This is a genomic window from Hymenobacter siberiensis (assembly GCF_018967865.2).
Taxonomy (GTDB): Bacteria; Bacteroidota; Bacteroidia; order Cytophagales; family Hymenobacteraceae; genus Hymenobacter; species Hymenobacter siberiensis.
This window is the reverse complement of sequence record NZ_JAHLZY020000001.1, coordinates 2,288,491-2,309,189: the sequence shown is the minus strand read 5'-3', so window position 1 is coordinate 2,309,189 and position 20,699 is coordinate 2,288,491. Positions and strand designations below refer to the sequence as shown.

The 20,699-nt window shown below is 61.7% G+C and carries 16 protein-coding genes and 1 pseudogene; 5 read left to right on the top strand and 12 right to left on the bottom strand.

The annotated features are described in order from the left end of the window. Nucleotides 1–139: 139 nt before the first annotated feature. Both KQ659_RS10235 and KQ659_RS10230 read left to right on the top strand, forming a co-directional pair. On the top strand, nucleotides 140–1,336 hold the full coding sequence (locus KQ659_RS10235; RefSeq protein WP_216688875.1) for an AI-2E family transporter: 1,197 nt from the start codon (nucleotides 140–142) through the stop codon (nucleotides 1,334–1,336). Nucleotides 1,337–1,529: 193 nt separating this feature from the next. Beyond that, nucleotides 1,530–3,011, top strand: a complete 1,482-nt coding sequence (locus tag KQ659_RS10230) for an exonuclease domain-containing protein (RefSeq protein WP_216688876.1) — start codon at nucleotides 1,530–1,532, stop codon at nucleotides 3,009–3,011. 325 nt (nucleotides 3,012–3,336) lie between these two features. On the opposite strand, the gene tnpA is transcribed toward KQ659_RS10230, so the two are convergent. From tnpA to KQ659_RS10180, 11 genes and pseudogenes are all read right to left on the bottom strand, one after another. Next, the gene (tnpA, locus tag KQ659_RS10225) at nucleotides 3,337–3,588 is read right to left on the bottom strand and encodes an IS200/IS605 family transposase (protein ID WP_216688877.1); all 252 of its coding nucleotides are present in this window, start codon (nucleotides 3,586–3,588) and stop codon (nucleotides 3,337–3,339) included. Between the two features lie 182 nt (nucleotides 3,589–3,770). Further along, nucleotides 3,771–5,684, bottom strand: a complete 1,914-nt coding sequence (gene acs / locus KQ659_RS10220) for an acetate--CoA ligase (RefSeq protein ID WP_216688878.1) — start codon at nucleotides 5,682–5,684, stop codon at nucleotides 3,771–3,773. Between the two features lie 79 nt (nucleotides 5,685–5,763). Further along, on the bottom strand, nucleotides 5,764–7,689 hold the full coding sequence (locus tag KQ659_RS10215; RefSeq protein ID WP_216688879.1) for an AMP-binding protein: 1,926 nt from the start codon (nucleotides 7,687–7,689) through the stop codon (nucleotides 5,764–5,766). A gap of 106 nt (nucleotides 7,690–7,795) precedes the next feature. Next, a complete protein-coding gene (locus tag KQ659_RS10210) occupies nucleotides 7,796–8,173 on the bottom strand; it encodes a response regulator transcription factor (RefSeq protein ID WP_216688880.1) in 378 nt (125 codons plus the stop codon). A 57-nt stretch (nucleotides 8,174–8,230) separates the two neighbouring features. Then, complete coding sequence (locus KQ659_RS10205) at nucleotides 8,231–11,026, bottom strand: ATP-binding protein (RefSeq protein ID WP_216688881.1); 2,796 nt, start codon at nucleotides 11,024–11,026, stop codon at nucleotides 8,231–8,233. A 57-nt stretch (nucleotides 11,027–11,083) separates the two neighbouring features. Next, nucleotides 11,084–11,329: a hypothetical protein gene (locus tag KQ659_RS10200; RefSeq protein WP_226915569.1), complete on the bottom strand. Its 246-nt coding sequence runs from the start codon at nucleotides 11,327–11,329 to the stop codon at nucleotides 11,084–11,086. 93 nt (nucleotides 11,330–11,422) lie between these two features. Further along, a complete protein-coding gene (locus KQ659_RS10195) occupies nucleotides 11,423–12,880 on the bottom strand; it encodes an MFS transporter (RefSeq protein WP_216688882.1) in 1,458 nt (485 codons plus the stop codon). Nucleotides 12,881–12,962: 82 nt separating this feature from the next. Beyond that, nucleotides 12,963–14,456 carry a hypothetical protein gene (locus KQ659_RS10190; RefSeq protein ID WP_226929925.1) on the bottom strand — a complete coding sequence of 498 codons (1,494 nt, stop codon included), beginning with the start codon at nucleotides 14,454–14,456 and terminating at the stop codon, nucleotides 12,963–12,965. A 138-nt stretch (nucleotides 14,457–14,594) separates the two neighbouring features. Then, nucleotides 14,595–14,909 (bottom strand): helix-turn-helix domain-containing protein, encoded by a 315-nt coding sequence (locus KQ659_RS10185; protein WP_216690829.1) that lies wholly within the window; start codon nucleotides 14,907–14,909, stop codon nucleotides 14,595–14,597. Between the two features lie 12 nt (nucleotides 14,910–14,921). Continuing rightward, nucleotides 14,922–15,017: pseudogene (locus KQ659_RS22220) on the bottom strand (transposase-like zinc-binding domain-containing protein); the annotation flags it as partial. 89 nt (nucleotides 15,018–15,106) lie between these two features. Next, nucleotides 15,107–16,072 (bottom strand): M28 family peptidase, encoded by a 966-nt coding sequence (locus KQ659_RS10180; protein ID WP_216688883.1) that lies wholly within the window; start codon nucleotides 16,070–16,072, stop codon nucleotides 15,107–15,109. A gap of 456 nt (nucleotides 16,073–16,528) precedes the next feature. Between KQ659_RS10180 and KQ659_RS10175 the strand changes: the two genes are divergently transcribed. From KQ659_RS10175 to KQ659_RS10165, 3 genes are all read left to right on the top strand, one after another. Next, on the top strand, nucleotides 16,529–17,452 hold the full coding sequence (locus KQ659_RS10175; RefSeq protein WP_216688884.1) for a flavin reductase family protein: 924 nt from the start codon (nucleotides 16,529–16,531) through the stop codon (nucleotides 17,450–17,452). A gap of 113 nt (nucleotides 17,453–17,565) precedes the next feature. Further along, nucleotides 17,566–19,233, top strand: coding sequence for a formate--tetrahydrofolate ligase (locus tag KQ659_RS10170; protein WP_216688885.1), 1,668 nt, complete (start codon nucleotides 17,566–17,568; stop codon nucleotides 19,231–19,233). Nucleotides 19,234–19,332: 99 nt separating this feature from the next. Then, nucleotides 19,333–20,025 carry a RibD family protein gene (locus tag KQ659_RS10165; RefSeq protein ID WP_216688886.1) on the top strand — a complete coding sequence of 231 codons (693 nt, stop codon included), beginning with the start codon at nucleotides 19,333–19,335 and terminating at the stop codon, nucleotides 20,023–20,025. A gap of 6 nt (nucleotides 20,026–20,031) precedes the next feature. Here KQ659_RS10165 and KQ659_RS10160 read toward each other — a convergent pair whose 3' ends face one another. Beyond that, nucleotides 20,032–20,688, bottom strand: coding sequence for a hypothetical protein (locus KQ659_RS10160; protein ID WP_216688887.1), 657 nt, complete (start codon nucleotides 20,686–20,688; stop codon nucleotides 20,032–20,034). Nucleotides 20,689–20,699 lie beyond the last annotated feature (11 nt).

Here is a 20,699-nt window from a genome sequence, read left to right as displayed (position 1 = left end):
GCCCACTGCTGCCAGTAAGCTTAGCCAGTCCCGCCAAATTATTTAGTTTTCAACAGCACTGCTGCCGTCCCGGTTCACGGGCCGGGGGGCCAGCCGCCCGGTTTTCTGCTTCTCTCCTACTGCTTGTTGCCCAACGAATATGTTTCCCCGCCCCAACCTCATCAACCAGCCGCGCAACCTGCCCACGCCCGCCCAAAACCAGGCACCGGCCGAGGTGAAGCAGTCGCCGGTAATCCATTATACTTTTCTCCTGATTGGGTTGTCGCTGCTGGTGTATGTGCTGCATAAGCTGGATGGCGTGCTGCTGCCCATCCTGTTTGCCGGGCTGCTGGCGGTGCTGCTGCTGCCGCTGGTGCTGCGGCTGGAAAAGTGGAAATTCTCGCGCATCTGGGCCATCATCGCTACGCTGCTGCTGCTGACGGCGGCGCTCACGGGCCTGTTCTATTTGTTTGGCACGCAGCTCATGACGCTGCGCGACGAGCTGCCCAAGCTCCAGGCAAAATCACTGGTGTACTTCGACCAGATTCAGCAATGGGCCAGCGAGAAGTTTGGCTACCACCCCATGAGCAAGGTCGAATTGATTGACTCGTCGATGAAATCGGTGAAGAAATCGGCGGGCGGCTATCTGGGCTCCACGCTTAGCATGACGGCCGCCGTGCTGAGCGTAACCACGCTGATTCCGATTTATATTTTCTGCTTTTTGTATTACCGCGACCACATGCGGCAGTTTATGTTCCGCTTCGTGGCCCCCGACAAGCGCACCACCGTGCTGCATACCATGGACAGCATTCAGACCGTGGTGCAGGCCTATATCCAGGGGCTGCTCACGGTAATTGTGGTGGTATCGGTGCTCAATGCCACCGGGCTGCTGCTGCTGGGGGTGAAATTCGCCATTTTCTTCGCCGTGTTTGCCTCGGTGCTGGCCGTTATTCCCTACATCGGCATCATGGTGGGCTCGGCCATTCCGGCGCTGGTAACGCTGGTCGAAACCGGCTCGCCGGGCAAGGCGGCGGCCGTGGTGGGCGTGTTTATGTTCGTGCAGTTTCTGGAAGGCAACTTCATCACGCCCATGATTACGGGCTCGAAAGTGAGCATTAATCCCATGGCCGCCATCATCGCCCTCATTCTGGGCGGCGAGCTGTGGGGCACGCCGGGCATGATTCTGAGCATTCCGCTGGTAGCGGTGCTCAAAGTGGTGTTCGATGCCAGCAAAGCCACCGAACCCTGGGGCTTTCTGCTCGGCGATGTGACCGATGGCGAGGACACGCAAAACGACACCTCGGACGACAAGCCGGGCTTTTTTGCGAAGGCCTGGCGCATAATAAAGCGGATGTAGTGGTCAGAGGCGCTGTCATCCTGAGCGCGGCGAAAGGCCTGATTACTTATGCACCAACTGTATTATTGCAGACCGTTCTTCGGGAACAAGGTCCTTCGCTGCGCTCAGGATGACAGCGCTGCTACGGCACATGCAACCTTCTACCGGGCTAAACTTGTTAGCTTTCCTTTCTGACCACCTTCCGTGCCGCGCTTTGTACGCCATCATCGACCTTGAAACCACCGGCGGGCAGCCCACCCAGGACCGCATCACCGAAATAGCCATCTACATTCACGACGGGGAGAAGATTGTGGACGAGTACGCTACGCTGCTCAACCCCGGCCGGAGCATTCCGCCGTTCATCACCCAGCTCACGGGCATCACCAACGACATGGTGAGTGACGCGCCCAAGTTCCACGAAGTGGCCCGCAAGGTGGTGGAAATGACCGAAGGCTGCGTGTTCGTGGCCCACAACGTGCGCTTCGACTACTCGTTTCTGAAGAAGGAGTTTGCCGACCTCGGCTACAACTACTCGCGCAAAACGCTGTGCACGGTGCGCCTTTCGCGCAGCCTCATTCCGGGCCAGCCCAGCTACAGCCTGGGCAAGCTGTGCCAGAACATCGGCATCCCGCTCGAAGGGCGGCACCGCGCCGCCGGCGATGCTCACGCCACCGCCCTGCTCTTCGGCAAGCTCCTCAAAATCACCACTGAAACCGAGGACCTCCCCCACGGCACCGACACCAGCCACACCCTGGCCCGCGTAGATGCCCTAGCCCCTTCCGGCCAGGCGGCCAGCACCAAAAAGCCCTCGCCCAAGCGCGTGGCCGCCGTGCAAACGGCCATCCGCGAGGCGCTGATGCCGCCGCTGCTGCCAGCGGCAGTAGTAGCCAGCCTGCCGCAGGCCACGGGCGTGTACTACTTCCACAACGAGGCCGGGGAGGTGATTTACGTGGGTAAGTCCATCAACATCTACAAGCGCATTCAGCAGCACTTTGCTATTGATGTAAAGTCGCGCAAGAGCCTGGAATTCAAGAATTCCATTGCCGACATTACTTGGGAGCTGACCGGCTCGGAGCTGGTAGCGCTGCTGTATGAGTCGCACCTGATTAAGCAGATGAAACCGGCCTACAACCGGGCGCAGCGGCGCTCGGTGTTTCCGGCGGGCATCTACCTGCGCACCAACGAGGAAGGCTACAAGGTGCTGGCCTACGGCCGCGCCGATGCCCGCAACGCCGAAATTCCCATTATCGCGCTCGGCAACCAGTACAAGGCGCAGGGATTTCTGTACCACAAAGTGGCCAAGTACAACCTTTGCCAGAAGCTGTGCGGCCTGTACAAGACGCCGGGCGCGTGCTTCGACTACCAGGTGCACCGCTGCCTGGGAGCCTGCGTGGGCCAGGAACCCCCGGAGAGCTACAACCTGCGCGTGGACGAGGCCATCGACAGCATCAGCTACGAGCACGAATCGTTCGTAGTCATCGGCCCGGGCCGCACGGAGCTGGAAAAGAGCATCGTGCTGGTGGAAAATGGCCGCTACTGCGGCTTCGGCTACGTAGATGAGACGTTCTCGGCGCGCAAGCTGGCCGATTTCCGGGATGTAATTAAAGTGTATACCGATAACAAGGACGTGCAGCAAATTATCCGGCAGCACCTGCGCACCAAGCGCAAGGGTGAGCGGGTGAAGGTGTTTGGGTGAGCTGAGTTGTTACACGGTAGAATAGGCCAGTGTTATACGAAGCTCCGATTTGCATTCGGCCCCACGCTTTGCCCGGCGCTTTAGCGCCGGGATTGAGGCATTTTCTTTTTACGGGGCTTTAGCCCTTGCTGGATTCCGAGCCAGTTACGTCCGGCGCAATTCCCAGCCCTTTAAAAAGAAGCTCGCATTCTTCAGCAAAGCTCATGGATTGATGGTGCGTTTCCTGGCCGGCAATGTATGTCCGTACCCGCGCCAGCCCGGAAGGGCTGACAGAGCCGGCCCAGTATTCTGACTGCCAGCGAAATGGCCCGGATGCGATAAAGCCCTACTGATTTAGCCAATGGCTGGACTCTCCCTTGAGCAATTGAATGACTTTAGCCAGGGTTTGGTCGGGAGCGAGGGCGAAGAGGATGTGGACGTGGTCGGCGAAGCCATTCACATCGGTAAGGCGAATATTCTGGCGGTTAGCCTGCTCGCGCATATGCTGAAACAAGGCAGTGCGAATGGCAGCAGTAAACCAGGGATGACGCTGATGGGTGGCCCAAACCGCATGAATCCAGATAGCGGTGTAAGGCATAGCAGGCGATGGGTAGGGCTAAAGGCCGAGAAAATATTGCTGGCTAACCCGGCGCTAACCCGGCGCTAAAGCGCCGGGCAAAGGATAGAAGCGGCAAAAAAACGAAATCGCCAGAAACCAACAATCAAAAAAACGAGCCGCCGAAACTGGTTCAGCGGCCCGATTCAAATGTAGTGGAGGATTTATTTCTTCCCCGCCAGAATCTCCTCCACCACCAGCGGGTCGAGCAGCGTGGTTATATCGCCGAGGTTGCTGGTTTCACCTTCGGCCACTTTGCGCAGGATGCGGCGCATAATTTTGCCGGAGCGGGTTTTGGGCAGGCCCGATACGATTTGAATCTTATCGGGCTTGGCAATACGGCCGATTTCGGCCACCACGGCTTCGATGATGCTGGCTTCGGTCATTTGCAGGTCGAGGTCGGTGGTGGGGACGCCGTTTTTACAGATGACGTAGGCATAGATGCCCTGGCCTTTCACGTCGTGCGGGTAGCCCACCACGGCGCTTTCCACTACGTAGTCGCTCTGGTTGATGGCGTTTTCGATTTCGGCGGTGCCAAAGCGGTGGCCCGAAACGTTGATGACGTCATCGACGCGGCCGATGATGCGGTAGAGGCCGTTTTCGTCGCGCCGGGCGCCGTCGCCGGTGAAGTAATAGCCCGGATAGGGCGTGAAATACGTTTGGCGGGCACGCTCGTGGTCGCCCCAGGTGGTGCGGATGACGCCCGGCCAACTGCCTTTGATGGCGAGGTAGCCTTCCTGGTCGTTGCCTTCGATTTCGGTGCCGTCCTGGTTCAGGAGCACGGGCTGCACGCCGGGCAGCGGCAGGCCGGCGCGGGCGGGCACCGAGGGCGTGATGCCGGCCATGGCCGAAATCATGATGCCGCCGGTTTCGGTCTGCCACCAGGTGTCCACGATGGGGCAGCGGCCTTTGCCGACGTGCTGGTGGTACCAGTGCCAGGCCTCTTCGTTGATGGGCTCGCCCACCGAGCCGAGGATGCGCAGGCTGCTGAGCGAGTACGACAGCACGTTATCAATCGGCGTGGCCATGAGGCTGCGGATGGCCGTGGGCGCGGTGTAGAAAATGGTAACGTGGTGCTTATCAATCACCTCCCAGAAGCGGCCCGCCGACGGGAACGTGGGTACGCCCTCAAACAGCAGCGTGGTGCTGCCGGCCAGCAGCGGACCATAGAGGCCATAGGTGTGGCCCGTGACCCAGCCGATGTCGGCCGTGCACCAGTACACGTCGTTTTCCTCCACCTGAAACACGTTGCGGAAGGTGTAATCGGCCCAGACCATGTAGCCGGCCTGGCTGTGCACCACACCCTTGGGCTTGCCGGTGCTGCCGCTGGTGTAGAGGATGAAGAGGGGGTCTTCGGCGGCCATTTCCTCGGCGGGGCAGTCCTTGGACACATCCTTCACCTCGTCGTGGTACCACACGTCGCGGCCTTCCTTCAGCTGCACGGGCCAGCCGGTGTGCTCTACCACGATAACGCGGCGCACGCTGGGGCAGAACTCCAGGGCCTCATCGACCATGCTCTTGACAGGAATTTGCTTGGGCCCGCGCTCCAGGGCATCGGCGGTGAGGACGAAGCCCGCCTGGGAATCGTTGATGCGGTCGGCGATGGCGGTGGCTGAGAAACCGGCGAAAATGACGCCGTGCACCGCCCCGATGCGGGCGCAGGCCAGCACGGCAATGGCCAGGCTCGGAATCATGGGCATGTAGAGCACCACGCGGTCGCCCTTCTGCACGCCGTTTTTCTTCAATACGTTGGCAAACTGGCACACCTGCCCGTGCAGCTCGCGGTAAGTGAGGCGCAGGTGGCGGGTTTTGGGGTCGTTGGGCTCGAAGATGATGGCGAGCTTGTTGGCGCGCTGCTCCAGGTGGCGGTCGAGGCAGTTTTCGGTGAGGTTGAGGGTGGCCCCATCAAACCAACGGCTTTCGCCGGCGGGCGAAAACTCGCCGCTGCGCACGGTATCCCACTTTTTGCGCCAGGTGAAGGGCTCCGCAGCGGCGGCCCAGAAGGCATCGGGGTCGGCCACGGACTGCTGGTAGTCGGCGTGGTATTCCTCGAGGGTACGGATTCGGATTGCAGACATTTTTTTGAGTTAGGAGTTAAGAGTTATGAGTTGCCAAAGGGCAGCAGACTGGGGCTTGCCCTCGGCTTGGCGCGGTGCGCTACGCGGAAGCTTTGGCCTCGAAAGCCGCCCCCAGGCCGCGCCGCTGCAGGTCGGCGCGGATTTCGTCCAGAATCAGGGGGTCGTCAATGGTGGCGGGCAGGGTGAAGTCTTCGCCATCGGCGAGTTGGCGCATGGTTTTGCGGAGAATTTTGCCGGAGCGGGTTTTGGGCAGGCGCTTCACCACCAGCGCGGCGCGGAAGCAGGCCAGCGCCCCGATTTGGGCGCGCACGTTGGCCACCAATTCTTTTTCGAGCTGCTCCTCTCCTATCGTCTGGCCGTCTTTCAGCACTACCAGGCCCACGGGCACCTGGCCACGCAGCTGGTCGGCGATGCCCAATACGGCGCATTCGGCCACGGCCGGATGGGCGGCCAGGATTTCCTCAATCTCGCCGGTGCTGAGGCGGTGGCCGGCCACGTTGATAACGTCATCGACGCGGCCCATGATGTAGGTGTAGCCATCATCGTCGCGGTAGCCACCGTCGCCGCTGAGGTAGTAGCCGGGGTAGGCACTGAGGTAGGCTTCGCGGAAGCGGGCATCGTCGTTCCAGAGCGTGGGGAAGCAGCCGGGGGGCAGCGGCAGCTTCACGGCCACCAGGCCGGTGGTGCCGGCGGGCACGGACTGGCCGGCCTCATCCAGAATATGCACATCATAGCCGGGCACGGGGTGGCCGGCGCTACCGGCGCGGGGGGCGGGCATTTCTTCCAGCCCGGCCAGGGTGGCCAGCATGGGCCAGCCACTTTCGGTTTGCCACCAATGGTCGACTACCGGCACGCCCAGCAGGTGGCTGGCCCAGGCGTAGGTGGCGGGGTCGCAGCGCTCGCCGGCCAGGAACAGGTGGCGCAGGCTGCTCAGGTCGTACTTTTTGGCCAGCAGCCCCTCCGGGTCTTCCTTCTTGATGGCCCGGATGGCGGTGGGCGCCGTGAACATCGCGTTGACGCGGTATTGCGCTACGATGCGCCAGAAGGTGCCGGCATCGGGCGTGCGTACGGGCTTGCCTTCGAAGAGCACGGTGGTACAGCCCCGCAGCAGCGGCCCGTACACGATGTAGGAATGCCCCACGGCCCAGCCAATATCAGAAGCGGAGAAGATGACCTCGCCGGGCGCGAGGTCATACACGGTTTTCATACTGAAGAACAGGGCCACGGCGTGGCCGCCGTGGTCGCGCACCACGCCCTTGGGCCGGCCGGTAGTGCCGCTGGTATACAGGATGTAGAGCGGGTGCGTGGCGGGCACGGACACGGCGGGAACGGGGGCGGCGCGCAGTAATTCCTGGTAGTCGATGTCGCGGCCGGGCTGCATTTCGGCGGTCCCGAAATCGCGCTGACACACCACGACATGGTCTGGCTGGAAGGTGGCTTTGGCCAGGGCTTCCTCCACCAGCGGCTTGTAGGGAATCACGCGGTCGAACTCCATGCCGCCCGAGGCGCAGATGATAACGCGGGGCCGGGCATCATCGATTCGGACTGCCAGCTCGTGCGGCGCGAACCCTCCAAACACCACCGAATGCACGGCCCCAAGGCGGGCGCAGGCCAGCATGGCCACCACGGCCTCAGGCATATTGGGCATGTAGATGAGGACGCGGTCGCCCATTTCCACGCCCAGCGCGCGCAGGCCGCCGGCCAGGCGGGCCGTAAGGTCCAGCAGCTCGGCATAGGTGTAGGTACGCTGGGTATGGGTCACGGGCGAGTCGAAAATCAGGGCCGGCTGGTCGGCGCGGCCCTGCTCCACCTGCCAGTCGAGGCAGAGAAAGCTGGTATTCAACTCGCCGCCTTTGAACCAGCGGTAGAAGCCGTTGGCATCCTGACTGAGAGGCTCGGTGGGCTTTTTATCCCAGTGCAGGTGGGCGGCATGGGCAGTCCAGAACCCGGCCGGGTCGGCCAGACTGGCGGCGTGGGTGGCGGCGTAAGAGCAGGCTGGTTTCATAGCGGGTGGGATTTGGGAGTGGTGGGATGTGGGCCATGATTTAGCTTGGGCGGCGGTGAACGGATTCAGCACGCGAGCACAAGCTAAAGCATGTGCTACGGGAACGTTACGTCGCCACGCCCAGCAGCTCCCGCACTTTCTCCATGAGCTGGCGGGTGCTAAACGGCTTGGGAATGTATAAATCGGCCCCGACTTCATAGCCCTGCTGCACATCGGCCTCGCGGCTTTTGGCCGAGAGGAAAATGACCTTGGTACCGGCGCGGTCGGGTTGCTGGCGCAGCTGGCGGCATACCTGCAGGCCATCAACATCGGGCATCATGATGTCCAGCAGAATGAGGTCGTAGGCGGTCTGGTCGATGGCGGCCAGGGCTTCGGTGCCGTTGCGGGCAATGCCGACCTGGAAGCCATTCTTGCGCATCAGAAATTCGAGCGACATGACAATGTTGGGCTCATCATCGACAATAAGAATGTGGGGCGTTTTCATGGGTGGTGAGGCAGGAAAGAGACCAATAGGCACGGGGTGGGCAAGGGTAGTAAACGGTCATGCTTCGCTACGCTCTGCATGACGTTTCGGGTCGTACTCCGTTTCTTCCGGACTGCTTCCCGCCAGCGGCAGCTCGATGAAGAAGCGGGCCCCCTGCTCCAGGCTGCTTTCGACCCAGATGCGGCCGTGGTGCAGCTCTACGATTTTGCGGGTGATGGCCAGGCCCAGGCCGGTGCCTTCGGGCTTGCGGGTGGTCTGGTGCTGGGCCTGGTAAAACTTGTCGAAGATGAGGTGCTGGGCGGCGGGCGAGATGCCCCGGCCGTTGTCTTCCACGCAAAGCAGGAGCACATCGGCGGTGGGCCAGGCCAGTACCGCGATGCGGCCCTGGCCCTCGGGCCGGCAGGCTTTGATGGCGTTGGAAAGCAGGTTGACGAGGACCTGCATGAGGCGGTCGCGGTCGGCATGGAGGATTAGGTCGGCAGGCACGTCGACATGCAGGGCAATGTGCTTGTCGCGCAGCAGCTGGCCCACGGCGTCGAGGGCTTCGGCCACCAGCTCATTCACCGCTATTGGGGCACGGTCCAGGGTGGCCTGGCCGGATTCGAACTTCTCCAAATCGAGCACCAGGGAAATGAGCCGGGTGAGGCGCTCGGCCTCGCGGCCGATGGTGAGTTGAAAGCGCAGGCGCTCTTCCTCTTCCAAATCGGGGTTGTCGGCCAGGATTTCGGCCAGGGCACGGATGCTGGTGAGCGGCGTGCGCAGCTCGTGCGTCACGGTATAAAGGAATTCGTCCTTGCGGTTGTCGAGGGCCTGAAGCTGGTCGTAGGCGGCGCGCAGCTCGTCGGTGAGGCGCTGGAGCTGGCGGTTGGCTTCGAGTAGTTGCTGGCTTTCCTTGAGAATGCCCACCACGCTGTCGTAGCTAATTTGCTCGGCCCCGGCCACCGAGGCCACCAGCATGCGGGCGCTGGCCGGGCCGAGGCTGCCGGCCAGCAGCTTCTCGGCGTAGGTGAGCAGGCGCGGGTCGGCAGTGGTGAGGTGGTAAAGTGGTGAAGTGGTGAGTTCCTCCGAAGGTGAAGGCGGCATCGCGTCGGGGAAGCGGGTGGCGAAGGTGAGCAGGGCCTGGTTGGTGCGCTTCTTCCCGAGGAAGCCCAGCAATAGGGCGCGCACGTCGGGGAACGGGGTGCGGCCCTGCCAGCCGGCCACTTCCTCGGCCAGGCTGCGGCGCGTGAATACGTCCACAAACACGTCGGCCTGCCGCAGCTCCAGCGCCGTGGGCGGCCAGGCCAGCGAGAGGCCCACGTAGAGGCCGATGTTGAAAAACCAGCTCCAGAACAGCCCGTGCGAGAGGTAATCGAGCCCATCGAGCCCAAAGAGTGAAAACGGCCGCAAGCCGCTGATTCCGCCCAGGCCCTCGGTCAGAATGGACTCGGGCAGCCGCCCCGGCCCTACCAGCATGGGCAGCACCAGCGTGAAAAACCACACCGCAAACCCCGCCAACAGCCCCACCGTGGCCCCGCGCCGCGAGCCGCCCTTCCAGTACAGCCCGCCCAGCACGGCGGGCACAAACTGCGCCACTGCCGCGAACGACACCAGACCGGTATTCACCAGCGGCAGGGTTTTGCCCACCGCGGCGTAGTAGCCGTAGGCCAGCAGCAGCACCAGCACCACGGCCAGGCGGCGGCTTTCGAGGGCCACGCGGCCCAGGTAGGCAAACCAACGCGTCTGGCCTTCGGGCCGGACCGAGGACACACGCACCAGCAGCGGCATGAGCAGGTGGTTGCTCATCATCACGCTCAGGGCAATGGTTTCGACGATAATCATGCTGCTAGCCGCCGACAAGCCCCCCAGGTACGTGAGCAGCGCCAGCCACGAATGGCCCGCCGCCAGCGGCAGGGCCAGCACGTAGGTATCGGCATCGATGCCCGTGTGGCCCAGCTTCAGCATGCCACCAAAGGCCACCGGCAGCACAAACAGGTTGATGATGATGAGGTAGAGCGGAAACAGCCACATGGCCTTGCGCAGGTGGTTTTCATCCACATTCTCCACCACCGCCACCTGAAACTGCCGGGGCAGCAGCAGAATGGCCGACATGCTGAGCACGAGCAGCGTGAACCACTCGGCCCCGCCCGTGCCCGAGCCGCGCAGCGTGAACAGCTGCCGCAGGGCCGGCACGGCCGCCGCCTGGTCGAATACGTCGGTGAATCCGTGAAACAGCCCAAACGTGACGAAAGCCCCCAGCACCAGAAACGCCACCAGCTTGAGCACGCTCTCCACGGCCACGGCCAGCACAATGCCCTCGTGCCGCTCGGTAGCCTCTACCGAACGCACCCCGAACAGGATGGTGAACACCGCCAGCGCGCTCGTGGTGTAGAGAGCCGTGGTATCGGCCGGGCCGCCCACGCCCGCGCCGCTCCCGGTAAGGGTTACGAACGAAGCCGCAATTGCTTTGATTTGCAGGGCGATGTAGGGCACAATGCCCAGCACGCACACCGCCGTAACCAGCGCGCCCAGCGCCGCGTTCTTACCATAGCGGGCCGAAATAAAATCGGCAATAGAGGTGAGCCGCTGCTGCCGGCTCACGCGGATAATCTTGCGCAGCACCAGCCACCACACCGGGGCAAGCAGCGTGGGCCCCAGGTAGATGCCCACAAACTCCAGCCCGTTGTGCGCGGCCCGGCCCACCGAGCCGTAGTACGTCCAGGCCGTGCAGTATACGGCCATGCTCAGGGCGTACACGTAGGGATTGCTCACCAGGCTTTTCCGGGCGGCCGAACGGCGCTCGGCGGCGTAGGCCACACCGAAAAGCAGGACCAGGTAGCCGAAGGAAAAGCCGATGACGAGCAGCTTGGACATGGGTGAAAGAATGGGCTGACTTAATGAATTAGGGTGTTAATCGGCTGTCATCCTGAGCTAACTTCTACGCTTGCGCACCAGCAGGCCGGTCAAGGTCACCAGCGCAATCCAGGTCAGCAGCACGTAGAGATATAGTACCGGCACGCCGCCCACTCGCCCGTCGTGGTCGAACAAGGCCAGCAGCGGGTAATTGAGCAGCACCCCGAACAGCACCGCGATGAACAGCAGGCGCGGCTCCTGACGCGGCGCGGGGCGGTCGGCGGGCACGAGATTGGGCAGAGAGTTATCGGGAGCGTCGGGCATGATAGTGGGGCGGCTTGGGACGGCCAATCTAAGAAAAAGTCCGCCGGGCACGGGGCCCGGCGGACTTTCACCTGGTCGCAGCGCGCGAACAGGTTAAGCGGCGGGCTGCTGCTCGTCAATCAGCTTCACGTTGCGCACGTCCTTCATCAGGGCCATACCAATGATGAAACAGATGAGGGCAATGGTAACCGGGTAAACCAGGCCTAATAGACTGCTATGCTCTTTGGCGAAGGTGCCGGCCGGCTGGGCGGCGGCCCACACACCAATGGCCGTGGCAATGAGCGGCACAAAGCCCCCAAACACGCCGTTGCCAATGTGATACGGTACCGACAGCGAGGTGTAGCGCACGCTGGTAGGGAACAGCTCAACCAGATAAGCCGCAATGGGGCCGTACACCATCGTCACGAACGTGACGAGGAAGAACACCATCGCAATCATGGCCGGGATGTTGGGCGTGAGGGCCTTCATCACGGCGGGCACGGCTTTGCCGGCGGCATCTACCGTGGCGGGCGTGATTTCCGTGAGGGGGCCGGCAAACGCCTTCAGGCCATAAAAAAGCGGAACGGTGAACAGGGCCCCGCAAATCATGCCGGTCATAATAATACGCTTGCGGCCAATGCGGTCAGACAGCGAGCCGAAGTACACGAACAGCGGCGTGCCCAGCAGCATGGCCACCACCATGATGATGCTGGAGTTCACGATGTCGAGCTTAAGAGTGGCATTCATGAACGTGAAGGCCTGAAACTGACTGGTGTAGAAAATTACGCCCTGGCCCATGGTCACACCAAACAACGCAATGAGGACGAGGCGGCGGTTCACCGGGTTCATGAACGAGTCGCGCAGGGGGCTTTTGCTGGTGGTGCCGGTGGCCTTGGCCTTGGCAAACAGCGGCGACTCGTGCAGCTGGCGGCGGATGTAGTACGAAGCAACCAGCAGGAAGCCCGAGAGCAGGAACGGAATGCGCCAGCCCCACTCCTTGAACGCATCCTCACCCAGCAGCTTGCGCGTAATCAGAATAACCGAAATGCTGAGGATGAGGCCGCCAGTGGCCGTTATCTGGATGAAACTAGTGAAATACCCCCGCTTGGCATCGGGTGCATACTCGGCCACGTAGGTCGCAGCACCGCCGTATTCGCCGCCCAGGGCCAGGCCCTGCAACAGGCGCAGCACCACCACAATGGCCGGGGCCGCGAGCCCGATTTTGTCGTAGCTCGGCACTAGGCCGGTGATGAACGTGGCCCCGCCCATAATCAGCAGCGTAACGAGGAAGGTGTACTTGCGACCAATCATGTCGCCGAGCCGGCCAAAGAACATGGCCCCGAACGGCCGCACCACAAAACCGGCCCCAAATACGGCCAGTGCCCCGAGCAGCGTGTCCTCAATCTTGCCCTTCGAGCCAAACAATACCGGCCCGATAATGGCTGCCAATGAGCCAAAAATGTAGAAGTCGTACCACTCGATGACCGTGCCCACCGACGAGGCGGTGATAACCTTCCAGATGACGCTGGTGGAGGTGGTGTTGTTGTCGTGCGCAACTTCATTGTCAGCCATATAGGGCGGGTTTAAACTCTGTTCCATACTGATTAGTCAAGAAAAAGGGTTAGCAAAGCAAGAAGAAGCAATATGCCGGGGCCTACAGGAATACCTGCGTTTGCAGCGTGACTTCGGGCCGGTACTTCACGTCGTTCACGTTGGTGAAATCGGGCCGGGCACGGTAGTTGAGCGTCACTTTAGCGTTGTGGCCGTCGAGGAGCACGTTCACGCCACCGTCGAATACGTTCGTACCCACTTGGTTGCCGCCGGAGTCACGCAGGCCTTCGTAGTTGCTGCGCAGGTAGGCCACGTAGGGCTGCAGGCGCGCCTTAGGCCCGAGGGTATTTTTGGGGAGCAGGAAGCCGCCCTGGAAATAGAATGAGCCTCCCGTACCCGACTGCGGCACGGCATTGCCGCGCAGGGCACTGGTGCCGTAGCCCGGGTTTTCGGCCCCCACAAAGCGCACGTAGTTGGGCCCCATGTTGAAGTTGTAGTACACGCCGTAGAGCGTAATGGCCGTGCGCGAGGTCGTATCGAGTGGCACATCGTAGAAGGCATCCACCCCGAACAGCGTCATGTCGTGCTTGGTGGTGCCAATGGTGCCGAACGGGTCGGCCGTAACGGCCGGCGTCACTGCTACGCTGCTGCTCGTGGAGCGCGAATACATGGCGTCTTTATTGTACAAAAAGCCCGCACCGACGCTAAAAACCCGCTTTGTGCCCAGATAGGAGCCCTGCGTATAGGGCAGCAGGTTGGCCTCGGACTCCAGGAAGTTATAGCTGAAGTAGCCCTGGTACACATGGCTGGTATTCTGCGGATTGTAGGCGGCCACGCCGGTGCCGGTGCTCACGCCCGCCGCGGTGGTGCCCAGCGCCAGCGGGGTGCTGGCCAGGTTGGTCAGGAAAGCGTCGCTCATCGACACGCGGTAGTCAAACTTGCCCACCCGGCCCTTGGCAAAAACGCCCAGCCAGCGGGCAAACTGGTCGGTGTTTTCGATGGTGGGGAAGTTGGTGAGCGGCAAATCCATCGTCAGGATGCTGGTAGTGCTGGCGTTGGTCAGCCGCGAAATGCCGTTGTAGTAGTGCAGACCGGCCCCCAGGCTGAGGTACTTGTTCACCTTGTACTCCGTAACGGCTTCGTGAATGAAGAACTGCGGCTTCTTGCCGTCGGTAGTGGGTGCCACGCCGCCGCTCACCGCATTCTGGTTGTTGATACCTAAGTGGGTATACACTAGAAAGCGCGGGTTGAGCTGGGCCATCACCACCATGCGCGAGCGCCGGATGCCGAAGTCGACCTGGCTTTCCTTAGGCGTGTTGGGGGCACGCAGGGTGCCCGTGTTGTTCTCGGTATAGCGGGCGTACACCTGCGTCCAGAGCAGGATGCGCACGTATTTGGAGCCGTCGGGCGAGAGGTTCATCTTCAGGCCCCCGCCATAGGGAGCTGACTTGGTGGGCGCGGCCGGCGCGGGAGCCGGTGCCGGGGCGGCCGGCGGCGGCGAGGTTGGATTGCCGACGGGTGGCGGCTGCACCTGAGCCGACACCGCTTCGGCGGCCAGCAGCGCAGTAATGGTCAGCGCGTAGCGAGAAAATTGCATGGATTTGTGGGAATAGTTAGAAAAGAGAGCAGCAAAACCAGCGCAGCCTTTTGGAAGTCGCCAATCAGTTTCCCCAAACCTATACATTCCCGGCCCGATGACGCCGCGCGGGCTATAGTTGCGCCCCGCTGCTATAGCTCAGCTCCCCCGGAACCGTTCCCAACGAATCACCATAAACTTGTCGCCCAGCTCCGTTACCATCATACCAGCACCTTTCAGGTTGCCGGGCTGTTGAAAAAACTCTGCCAGCTCCTTGTGATTGAGTATTTTATAGGTCGGGTGGTAGTCGGGCTGGCGCGGGGCTTTCACGCCGTATTTCTTCACCCAGTTCATCACGCTCACGTGACTCACGCCCAGCAAGCGCTCAATCTCGCGGTAGCTCACGCCCTCGATGTAGAGCTGCAACGCCTTGATGACGTAGTAGCTATCTACCTCGCGGCCTACCTTGGCCACCGTATAGTGGTAGCCGCATGCCCGACATTTAAACCGTTGCCGTCCGCTGATAACGCCACTTTTGGTGGCTTCGTCCGAATCACACTTTGGGCAAGCAGGCGTATTCATCAGGCACAATCGTTTGGGGTGAAGGCCAAAGCTACAGCTATTTAGCAAATATATATTAGTTTAGCAAAAATATAGCCCCTTCCGCCCGCTCAACTCCCCGCCAACACCGTTGCCAGCAGCGCATCCACGGCCAGGGCCAGCCGGCGGATATCGAGCCGGGCCAGGGTGTCGGTAGTTTGGTGGTAGCTCTGGTTGCGATAAAAAGCCGTGTCCGTGAGCAACACCGCCGGGTAACCGAACTTCCAGTAGTTGAGGTGGTCGGAAAAGTCGATACCCGGCAGCCAGGCCGGGGCCTTGAAGCGTTTCACGGGCAGCCCGGCCACCTGCCGGTACCGCCGGGCAAAGCGCCGCCCAAAAGGCCCGTTGCCGAATTTCTGGGCCACCGTTACGTAGTTGCCCCGGCTGCCATAAATGAGTTTCAGCGGCCCGATGGGGTACTGCTGCGAGCCCCGGCGGTCGTCGTAGTAGCCCAGCATTTCGAGCGCCACCATGCCGCGCACCGGCACCCCGGCGGCCTTGAGGGCGGCAGCGTGCACGTAGCTACCCATGTGGGCCGTGCGGAAAAACGGCGGCTCCTCCAGCGTGTAAGCTACCAGCTCGATGCGGTACGGCAGATTGGCTTGCTGGCCCAGCAGGCGGGCCAGCTCCAGCAGGGCGGCCACGCCGGTGCCGTTATCGTCGGCCCCCGGCTGCTCGCCGCACACGTCGTAGTGCGCCCCGATTACCAGCCGCGGGCCAGCCGCCGGACCGAAGGTGCCCAGCACGTTGCGGTAGGCACGGCCCTGCACCTGGTAGGGCTGCTCCCCCACTTCGCGCGCGCCGGCCGCCCGCAGCCGGTCTGCCACGTAGGCAGCCACCGAATCGAGCACGGCCGGGTGCGCGTAGTTGCGCGGCTGCGGCGTGGTGGTGAGATACGTGAGGTGCTGGCGCAGCCGGGCGGTGTCGGCGACAGCTACGGAGCGGGGCACCACCACTTGGGCCAGCGCTGACCGCCCCGGCAACAGCAGCAGCAGCAGCAGCAGCAGCAGCAGCAGCGTTGGCAGAATAATTTTCATGCCAGCAAGCTACTTAACGTAAATTACGGAGTGTATACGCAAGCCCCGTTGGGACGACATACCGGCAGAAAAATCTACAAAAAAGACGCCAGAGCCCCACCGGGGTGGCATTAAAGCTGTTTAGGAAGTCCGTTCTGGTTCGTTGCTCCGGTCCGACCGCCTAGGGCGGTCGGACCGGAGCAACACGATATTCTAAACAGCTTCATTTATTGAACGAGTGTCGCCCCGATGGGGCTCAAAAACGACTCACCAAGGGTTCTACTACCGATATGCCGCCCCTACGGGGCTAAGGTCGTTCGCAACTTGGACTACTTCCCGCGCTTCTGATTATTCGTAAAAATTGGCTCCCCTCTCCTTTTCGGAGAGGGGCCGGGGGTGAGGCGCACCGCTGAACGAGGGCACTACGAACCTGATAACCGCAGTAGCTTTGGTCACTCAACCCACCGCCCTACGCTCATGCTCGCGCCCAAGCCCGCTTTCCATTCCCTCACTCCTTCCGACCTCACCCCTGCCCAGTGGCACCCCTTCCTGGTGGGGGCCGTGGCCCCGCGCCCGGTGGCCTTCGCCAGCACCATCGACGCCGAGGGCCGCGTGAACCTGAGCCCCTACAGCTTCTTCAACGTCTTCAGCTCGAACCCGCCCATCCTGGTGTTCTCGCCCGCCAACCGCGTGCGCGACAACAGCCAGAAGCACACCCTGCAAAACGTGCGCGAAGTGCCCGAAGTCGTCATCAACATCTGCGATTACGCCCTGGTGGAGCAGATGTCCTTGTCCAGCACCGAGTATGGCAAGGGCGTGAACGAATTCACCAAAGCCGGCCTCACCGAGCTGGCCTCTGAGCTGGTGCGCCCGCCCCGCGTGGCCGAAGCGCCGGCCGCCTTCGAGTGCGTGGTGGAGCAGATTATTGAACTGGGCCAGAACAACGGAGCCGGCAACCTCATCATCTGCCGGGTGGTGCGGGCCCACTTCCGCCAGGACATTCTGCTAGCCGACGCCACCGGCATCGACCCGTTTAAACTCGACGCCGTGGCCCGCCTCGGTGGCGACTGGTACTGCCGCGCCAGCGGCAGCAGCCTCTTTGAAGTGCCCAAGCCCAACCGCCACATCGGCATCGGCATCGACCAGCTGCCCGAGCACCTGCGCACTTCCGACGTGCTCACCGGCAATGAACTGGGCCGCCTCGCCAACATCGAGCGCGATGCCCTGCCTACGCCTGAACAAGTCGAGGAATTCAAAACCGAGCCCATGGTGGCTTACCTCCTCAACAAGCACCGCGACGATGCCCCGGAGCTGACGCGGCAACTGCTGCAGCTGGGCCGCCAGCTGCTGGCCGAAGGGCGGCTGGTGGAGGCGTGGCAAGCGCTGCTGCTCAAAAGCTGATGATGGCCCCGATTGGGAAGCCATCCGGGAGCTGACTCAAAATTGAGGCCCGGGTGGGCAATACAAAAGGCGACCTTTTCTGTTGCCCTACTCAAAACACTCACCCCCGCCGCATGTCCGACATTTCCATTGCCGAATCCGTAGTCCTACCGCCCATTAAAGAGGTGGCCGCCCGCCTGGGCATTTCCGAGGACGACCTGGAGCCCTATGGCCGCCACAAGGCCAAGCTCCCGCTACACCTGATTGACCCGGGAAAAGTAGCTGCCGCCAAGCTGATTCTCGTCACGGCCATTACTCCCACGCCAGCCGGCGAAGGCAAAACCACGGTATCCATCGGCTTGGGCGACGGGCTGCACAAGCTGGGCAAAAAGGCCGTGGTGGTACTGCGCGAGCCCTCGCTGGGGCCCGTATTCGGAGCCAAAGGCGGGGCTACCGGCGGCGGCCGCTCGCAGGTGAGCCCGATGGTGGACATCAACCTGCACTTCACCGGCGACTTCAATGCCGTGGAAAAGGCCAATAACCTGCTGGCCGCCCTGCTCGATAACGCCATCCAGACGCCCAACCACCCGCTCAACATCGACCCGCGCACCGTGCTCTGGAAACGCTGCCTCGACCTGAACGACCGCAGCCTGCGCCAAATCATCATCGGGCTGGGCGGCAAGGCCAACGGGGTAATGCGCTCCGACGGCTTCAACATCACGGCCGCCTCCGAGGTCATGGCCATCCTGTGCCTGGCCACCAGCCTGCCCGACCTCAAGGCCAAGCTCGGCAACATCCTGGTGGCGTTCAGCTACGATAACAAGCCCATTTACGCCCGCCAGCTGCAGGCCGAGGACGCCATGGCCATTCTGCTGCGCGACGCGCTGAAGCCCAACCTGGTGCAAACCCTGGAGCAAACCCCCGCCCTGGTGCACGGCGGCCCCTTCGCCAACATTGCCCAGGGCACCAACACGGTGCTGGCCACCCGCATGGGCCTCTCGCTGGGCGACTACGTGGTGACGGAAGCCGGTTTCGGAGCCGACCTCGGGGCCGAGAAGTTTCTCAACATCAAGTGCGGCTACGCGGGCCTAGCCCCCGCTGCCGTGGTGCTGGTAGCCACCGTGCGGGCCCTGCGCCACCACGGCGGTGCCCCCGCCGCCGAGCTCAACACCCCCGACCTGGCCCGCTGCGAGCGGGGCTTTGCCAACCTGGCCCGGCACATCGAAAACACCCAGAAGTTCGGCTACCAGCCCGTGGTGGCCATCAACCACTTCGTAACCGACACGCCCGAAGAAGTGGCCCTGGTGCAGCAGCTGTGCCAGGCCCGCGGCGTGGAGGCCGTCCTCAGCACCAGCTGGGCCGACGGCGGCGCCGGCGCCACCGCCCTGGCCGAGGCCGTGCTGGCCAACATCGCCCAAGGCACCAACCACCTGCGCCCCCTCTATGCCTGGGACCAGCCGGTGAAAGCCAAAATCGAAACCATTGCCCGCGAGGTGTACGGCGCGGTCGGGGTCGACTATACGGCCCAGGCCGAAGCCGACCTGCGCCGCATCGACCGCCTGGGCCTGGCCGGGCTGCCCATTTGCATGGCCAAAACCCAAAAGTCGTTTTCCGACAACGAGAAGCTCATCGGCCGGCCCGAAGGCTTCCGCGTTACCGTACGCGAGTGTGAGCTGGCGGCCGGTGCGGGCTTCCTCATCCCCATCCTCGGCACGCTGCTGCGCATGCCGGGCCTGCCGCCCGTGCCCGCGTCCACCGGCATGGAAATAGACGACAGCGGAGTGATTACGGGGTTGTCGTAGGCCCAGCGGTTGCCGGTAGGGCCGCCGGCCTGATTGGCCGGCAGCCCTGCCGTTTCCGTAAACCGGGACATTTCCCCAACCATCGCCATCCCGTCCACCATGCCCAAAACCACCAGACCCCGCGTTATCTGCCACATGATGAGCTCGCTCGACGGGCGTACCATTCTCAGCCGCTGGGGCCAGTCGCCCGATACCAAGGAGTACGAAACCACCGCCGCCACCTTCGGGGCCGATGCCTGGATGTGCGGCCGCGTGACCATGGAAAAGGATTTCACCAAAGCCCTCGCCCCCGACCTGCAACCCGTGAGCCACCCGCTCGACCGCCAGGATTTCGTGGCCGACTACACCGCCGATTCCTTCGCCATTGCCGTGGACGCCCACGGCAAGCTGGGCTGGAAATCCGGCTCCATCGACGACGACCACCTCATCAGCATCCTCAGCGAGCAGGTGAGCGACGAGTACCTGGCCTACCTGCGCAACCAGGGCGTTTCCTACCTCTTCGGCGGCACAAAAGAGCTTGACTTGGCGCTGGTGCTCGACAAGCTGGGCCGCCTCTTTCCCATCAAAACTATCCTGCTGGAAGGCGGCGGCCATATCAACGGCTCAATGCTCAAAGCTGGGCTGATTGACGAACTCAGCCTGCTGCATTTCCCCGTCATTGATGGGGCGGCCACTTCGGCCACCATTTTTGAGCAGGGTGAAAACCCGGGGCCGGCGGCGCAATTGAAATTAATTAGCGTGGAGCAGCGGCCGCATGGGGTTATTTGGCTGCGGTATGAAGTGGCGGCTTAGAATGCCTTAAGATTCAATGTTCAGCGACAGAATAATCTTACCGCCGCTTTCCTTGTAAACCAAAACTTCTGCTAAAACTAAATCGGCAATGTCATGGCCCCAAATGCCGTAGGTTCCATTAGTATGGTTCCTATTATAGGTCGTGGTTCGCTTTTCAGCAGGAATTGTTTTAGTGGTAGCAGTACGCTCTTCCTCCTCGTAAATCTTGTAGTAAGCCCTGCTGATATCTCGTAAAAGCTGCGCTCTGGTGAACCCTATTTTTGATTCTGCATCAAATCGAAATTCCTTTGCCAATGGATAATCAATCACAATTGTGACCTTTTTTTCAGGAATAACTATTTTGTTTGCATCAACAAGTTTTGAGATTTCACTTTCGGGATTTTCGATACTGGCCCAAGGAATCAGGCCATTTGCAAATTCCTTTTTATCGTCAGTTCTAACTTCGAAGGAGATGTTATTAAGTAACTCCCCATAACCATTAGTTTGCCTTTTTGAATAAGCTGTTTCTTTTGCACGTAATGCTGTGCTATAATCCGTCAAACTATCAGCAGAATCTACTGGGGCTTGCTTAGAATCGTCTTTCTTACTTTCCCCACAGCCAAGTAGCGAGATACATAAGCCAAGAAAAATCAGCGAAAAAAGCGCTTTACTATTAGCTTTCATTCCGCAACGAA

What these genes read in the sequence shown, in the direction of transcription:
- KQ659_RS10190 (WP_226929925.1), bottom strand. Translation starts at nt 14,456, where the DNA reads ATGCAATTTTCTCGCTACGCGCTGACCATTACTGCGCTGCTGGCCGCC.
- KQ659_RS10165 (WP_216688886.1), top strand. Translation starts at nt 19,333, where the DNA reads ATGCCCAAAACCACCAGACCCCGCGTTATCTGCCACATGATGAGCTCG.
- KQ659_RS10170 (WP_216688885.1), top strand. Translation starts at nt 17,566, where the DNA reads ATGTCCGACATTTCCATTGCCGAATCCGTAGTCCTACCGCCCATTAAA.
- KQ659_RS10180 (WP_216688883.1), bottom strand. Translation starts at nt 16,072, where the DNA reads ATGAAAATTATTCTGCCAACGCTGCTGCTGCTGCTGCTGCTGCTGCTG.
- acs (WP_216688878.1), bottom strand. Translation starts at nt 5,684, where the DNA reads ATGTCTGCAATCCGAATCCGTACCCTCGAGGAATACCACGCCGACTAC.
- KQ659_RS10160 (WP_216688887.1), bottom strand. Translation starts at nt 20,688, where the DNA reads ATGAAAGCTAATAGTAAAGCGCTTTTTTCGCTGATTTTTCTTGGCTTA.
- KQ659_RS10175 (WP_216688884.1), top strand. Translation starts at nt 16,529, where the DNA reads ATGCTCGCGCCCAAGCCCGCTTTCCATTCCCTCACTCCTTCCGACCTC.
- KQ659_RS10200 (WP_226915569.1), bottom strand. Translation starts at nt 11,329, where the DNA reads ATGCCCGACGCTCCCGATAACTCTCTGCCCAATCTCGTGCCCGCCGAC.
- tnpA (WP_216688877.1), bottom strand. Translation starts at nt 3,588, where the DNA reads ATGCCTTACACCGCTATCTGGATTCATGCGGTTTGGGCCACCCATCAG.
- KQ659_RS10205 (WP_216688881.1), bottom strand. Translation starts at nt 11,026, where the DNA reads ATGTCCAAGCTGCTCGTCATCGGCTTTTCCTTCGGCTACCTGGTCCTG.
- KQ659_RS10195 (WP_216688882.1), bottom strand. Translation starts at nt 12,880, where the DNA reads ATGGCTGACAATGAAGTTGCGCACGACAACAACACCACCTCCACCAGC.
- KQ659_RS10235 (WP_216688875.1), top strand. Translation starts at nt 140, where the DNA reads ATGTTTCCCCGCCCCAACCTCATCAACCAGCCGCGCAACCTGCCCACG.
- KQ659_RS10210 (WP_216688880.1), bottom strand. Translation starts at nt 8,173, where the DNA reads ATGAAAACGCCCCACATTCTTATTGTCGATGATGAGCCCAACATTGTC.
- KQ659_RS10215 (WP_216688879.1), bottom strand. Translation starts at nt 7,689, where the DNA reads ATGAAACCAGCCTGCTCTTACGCCGCCACCCACGCCGCCAGTCTGGCC.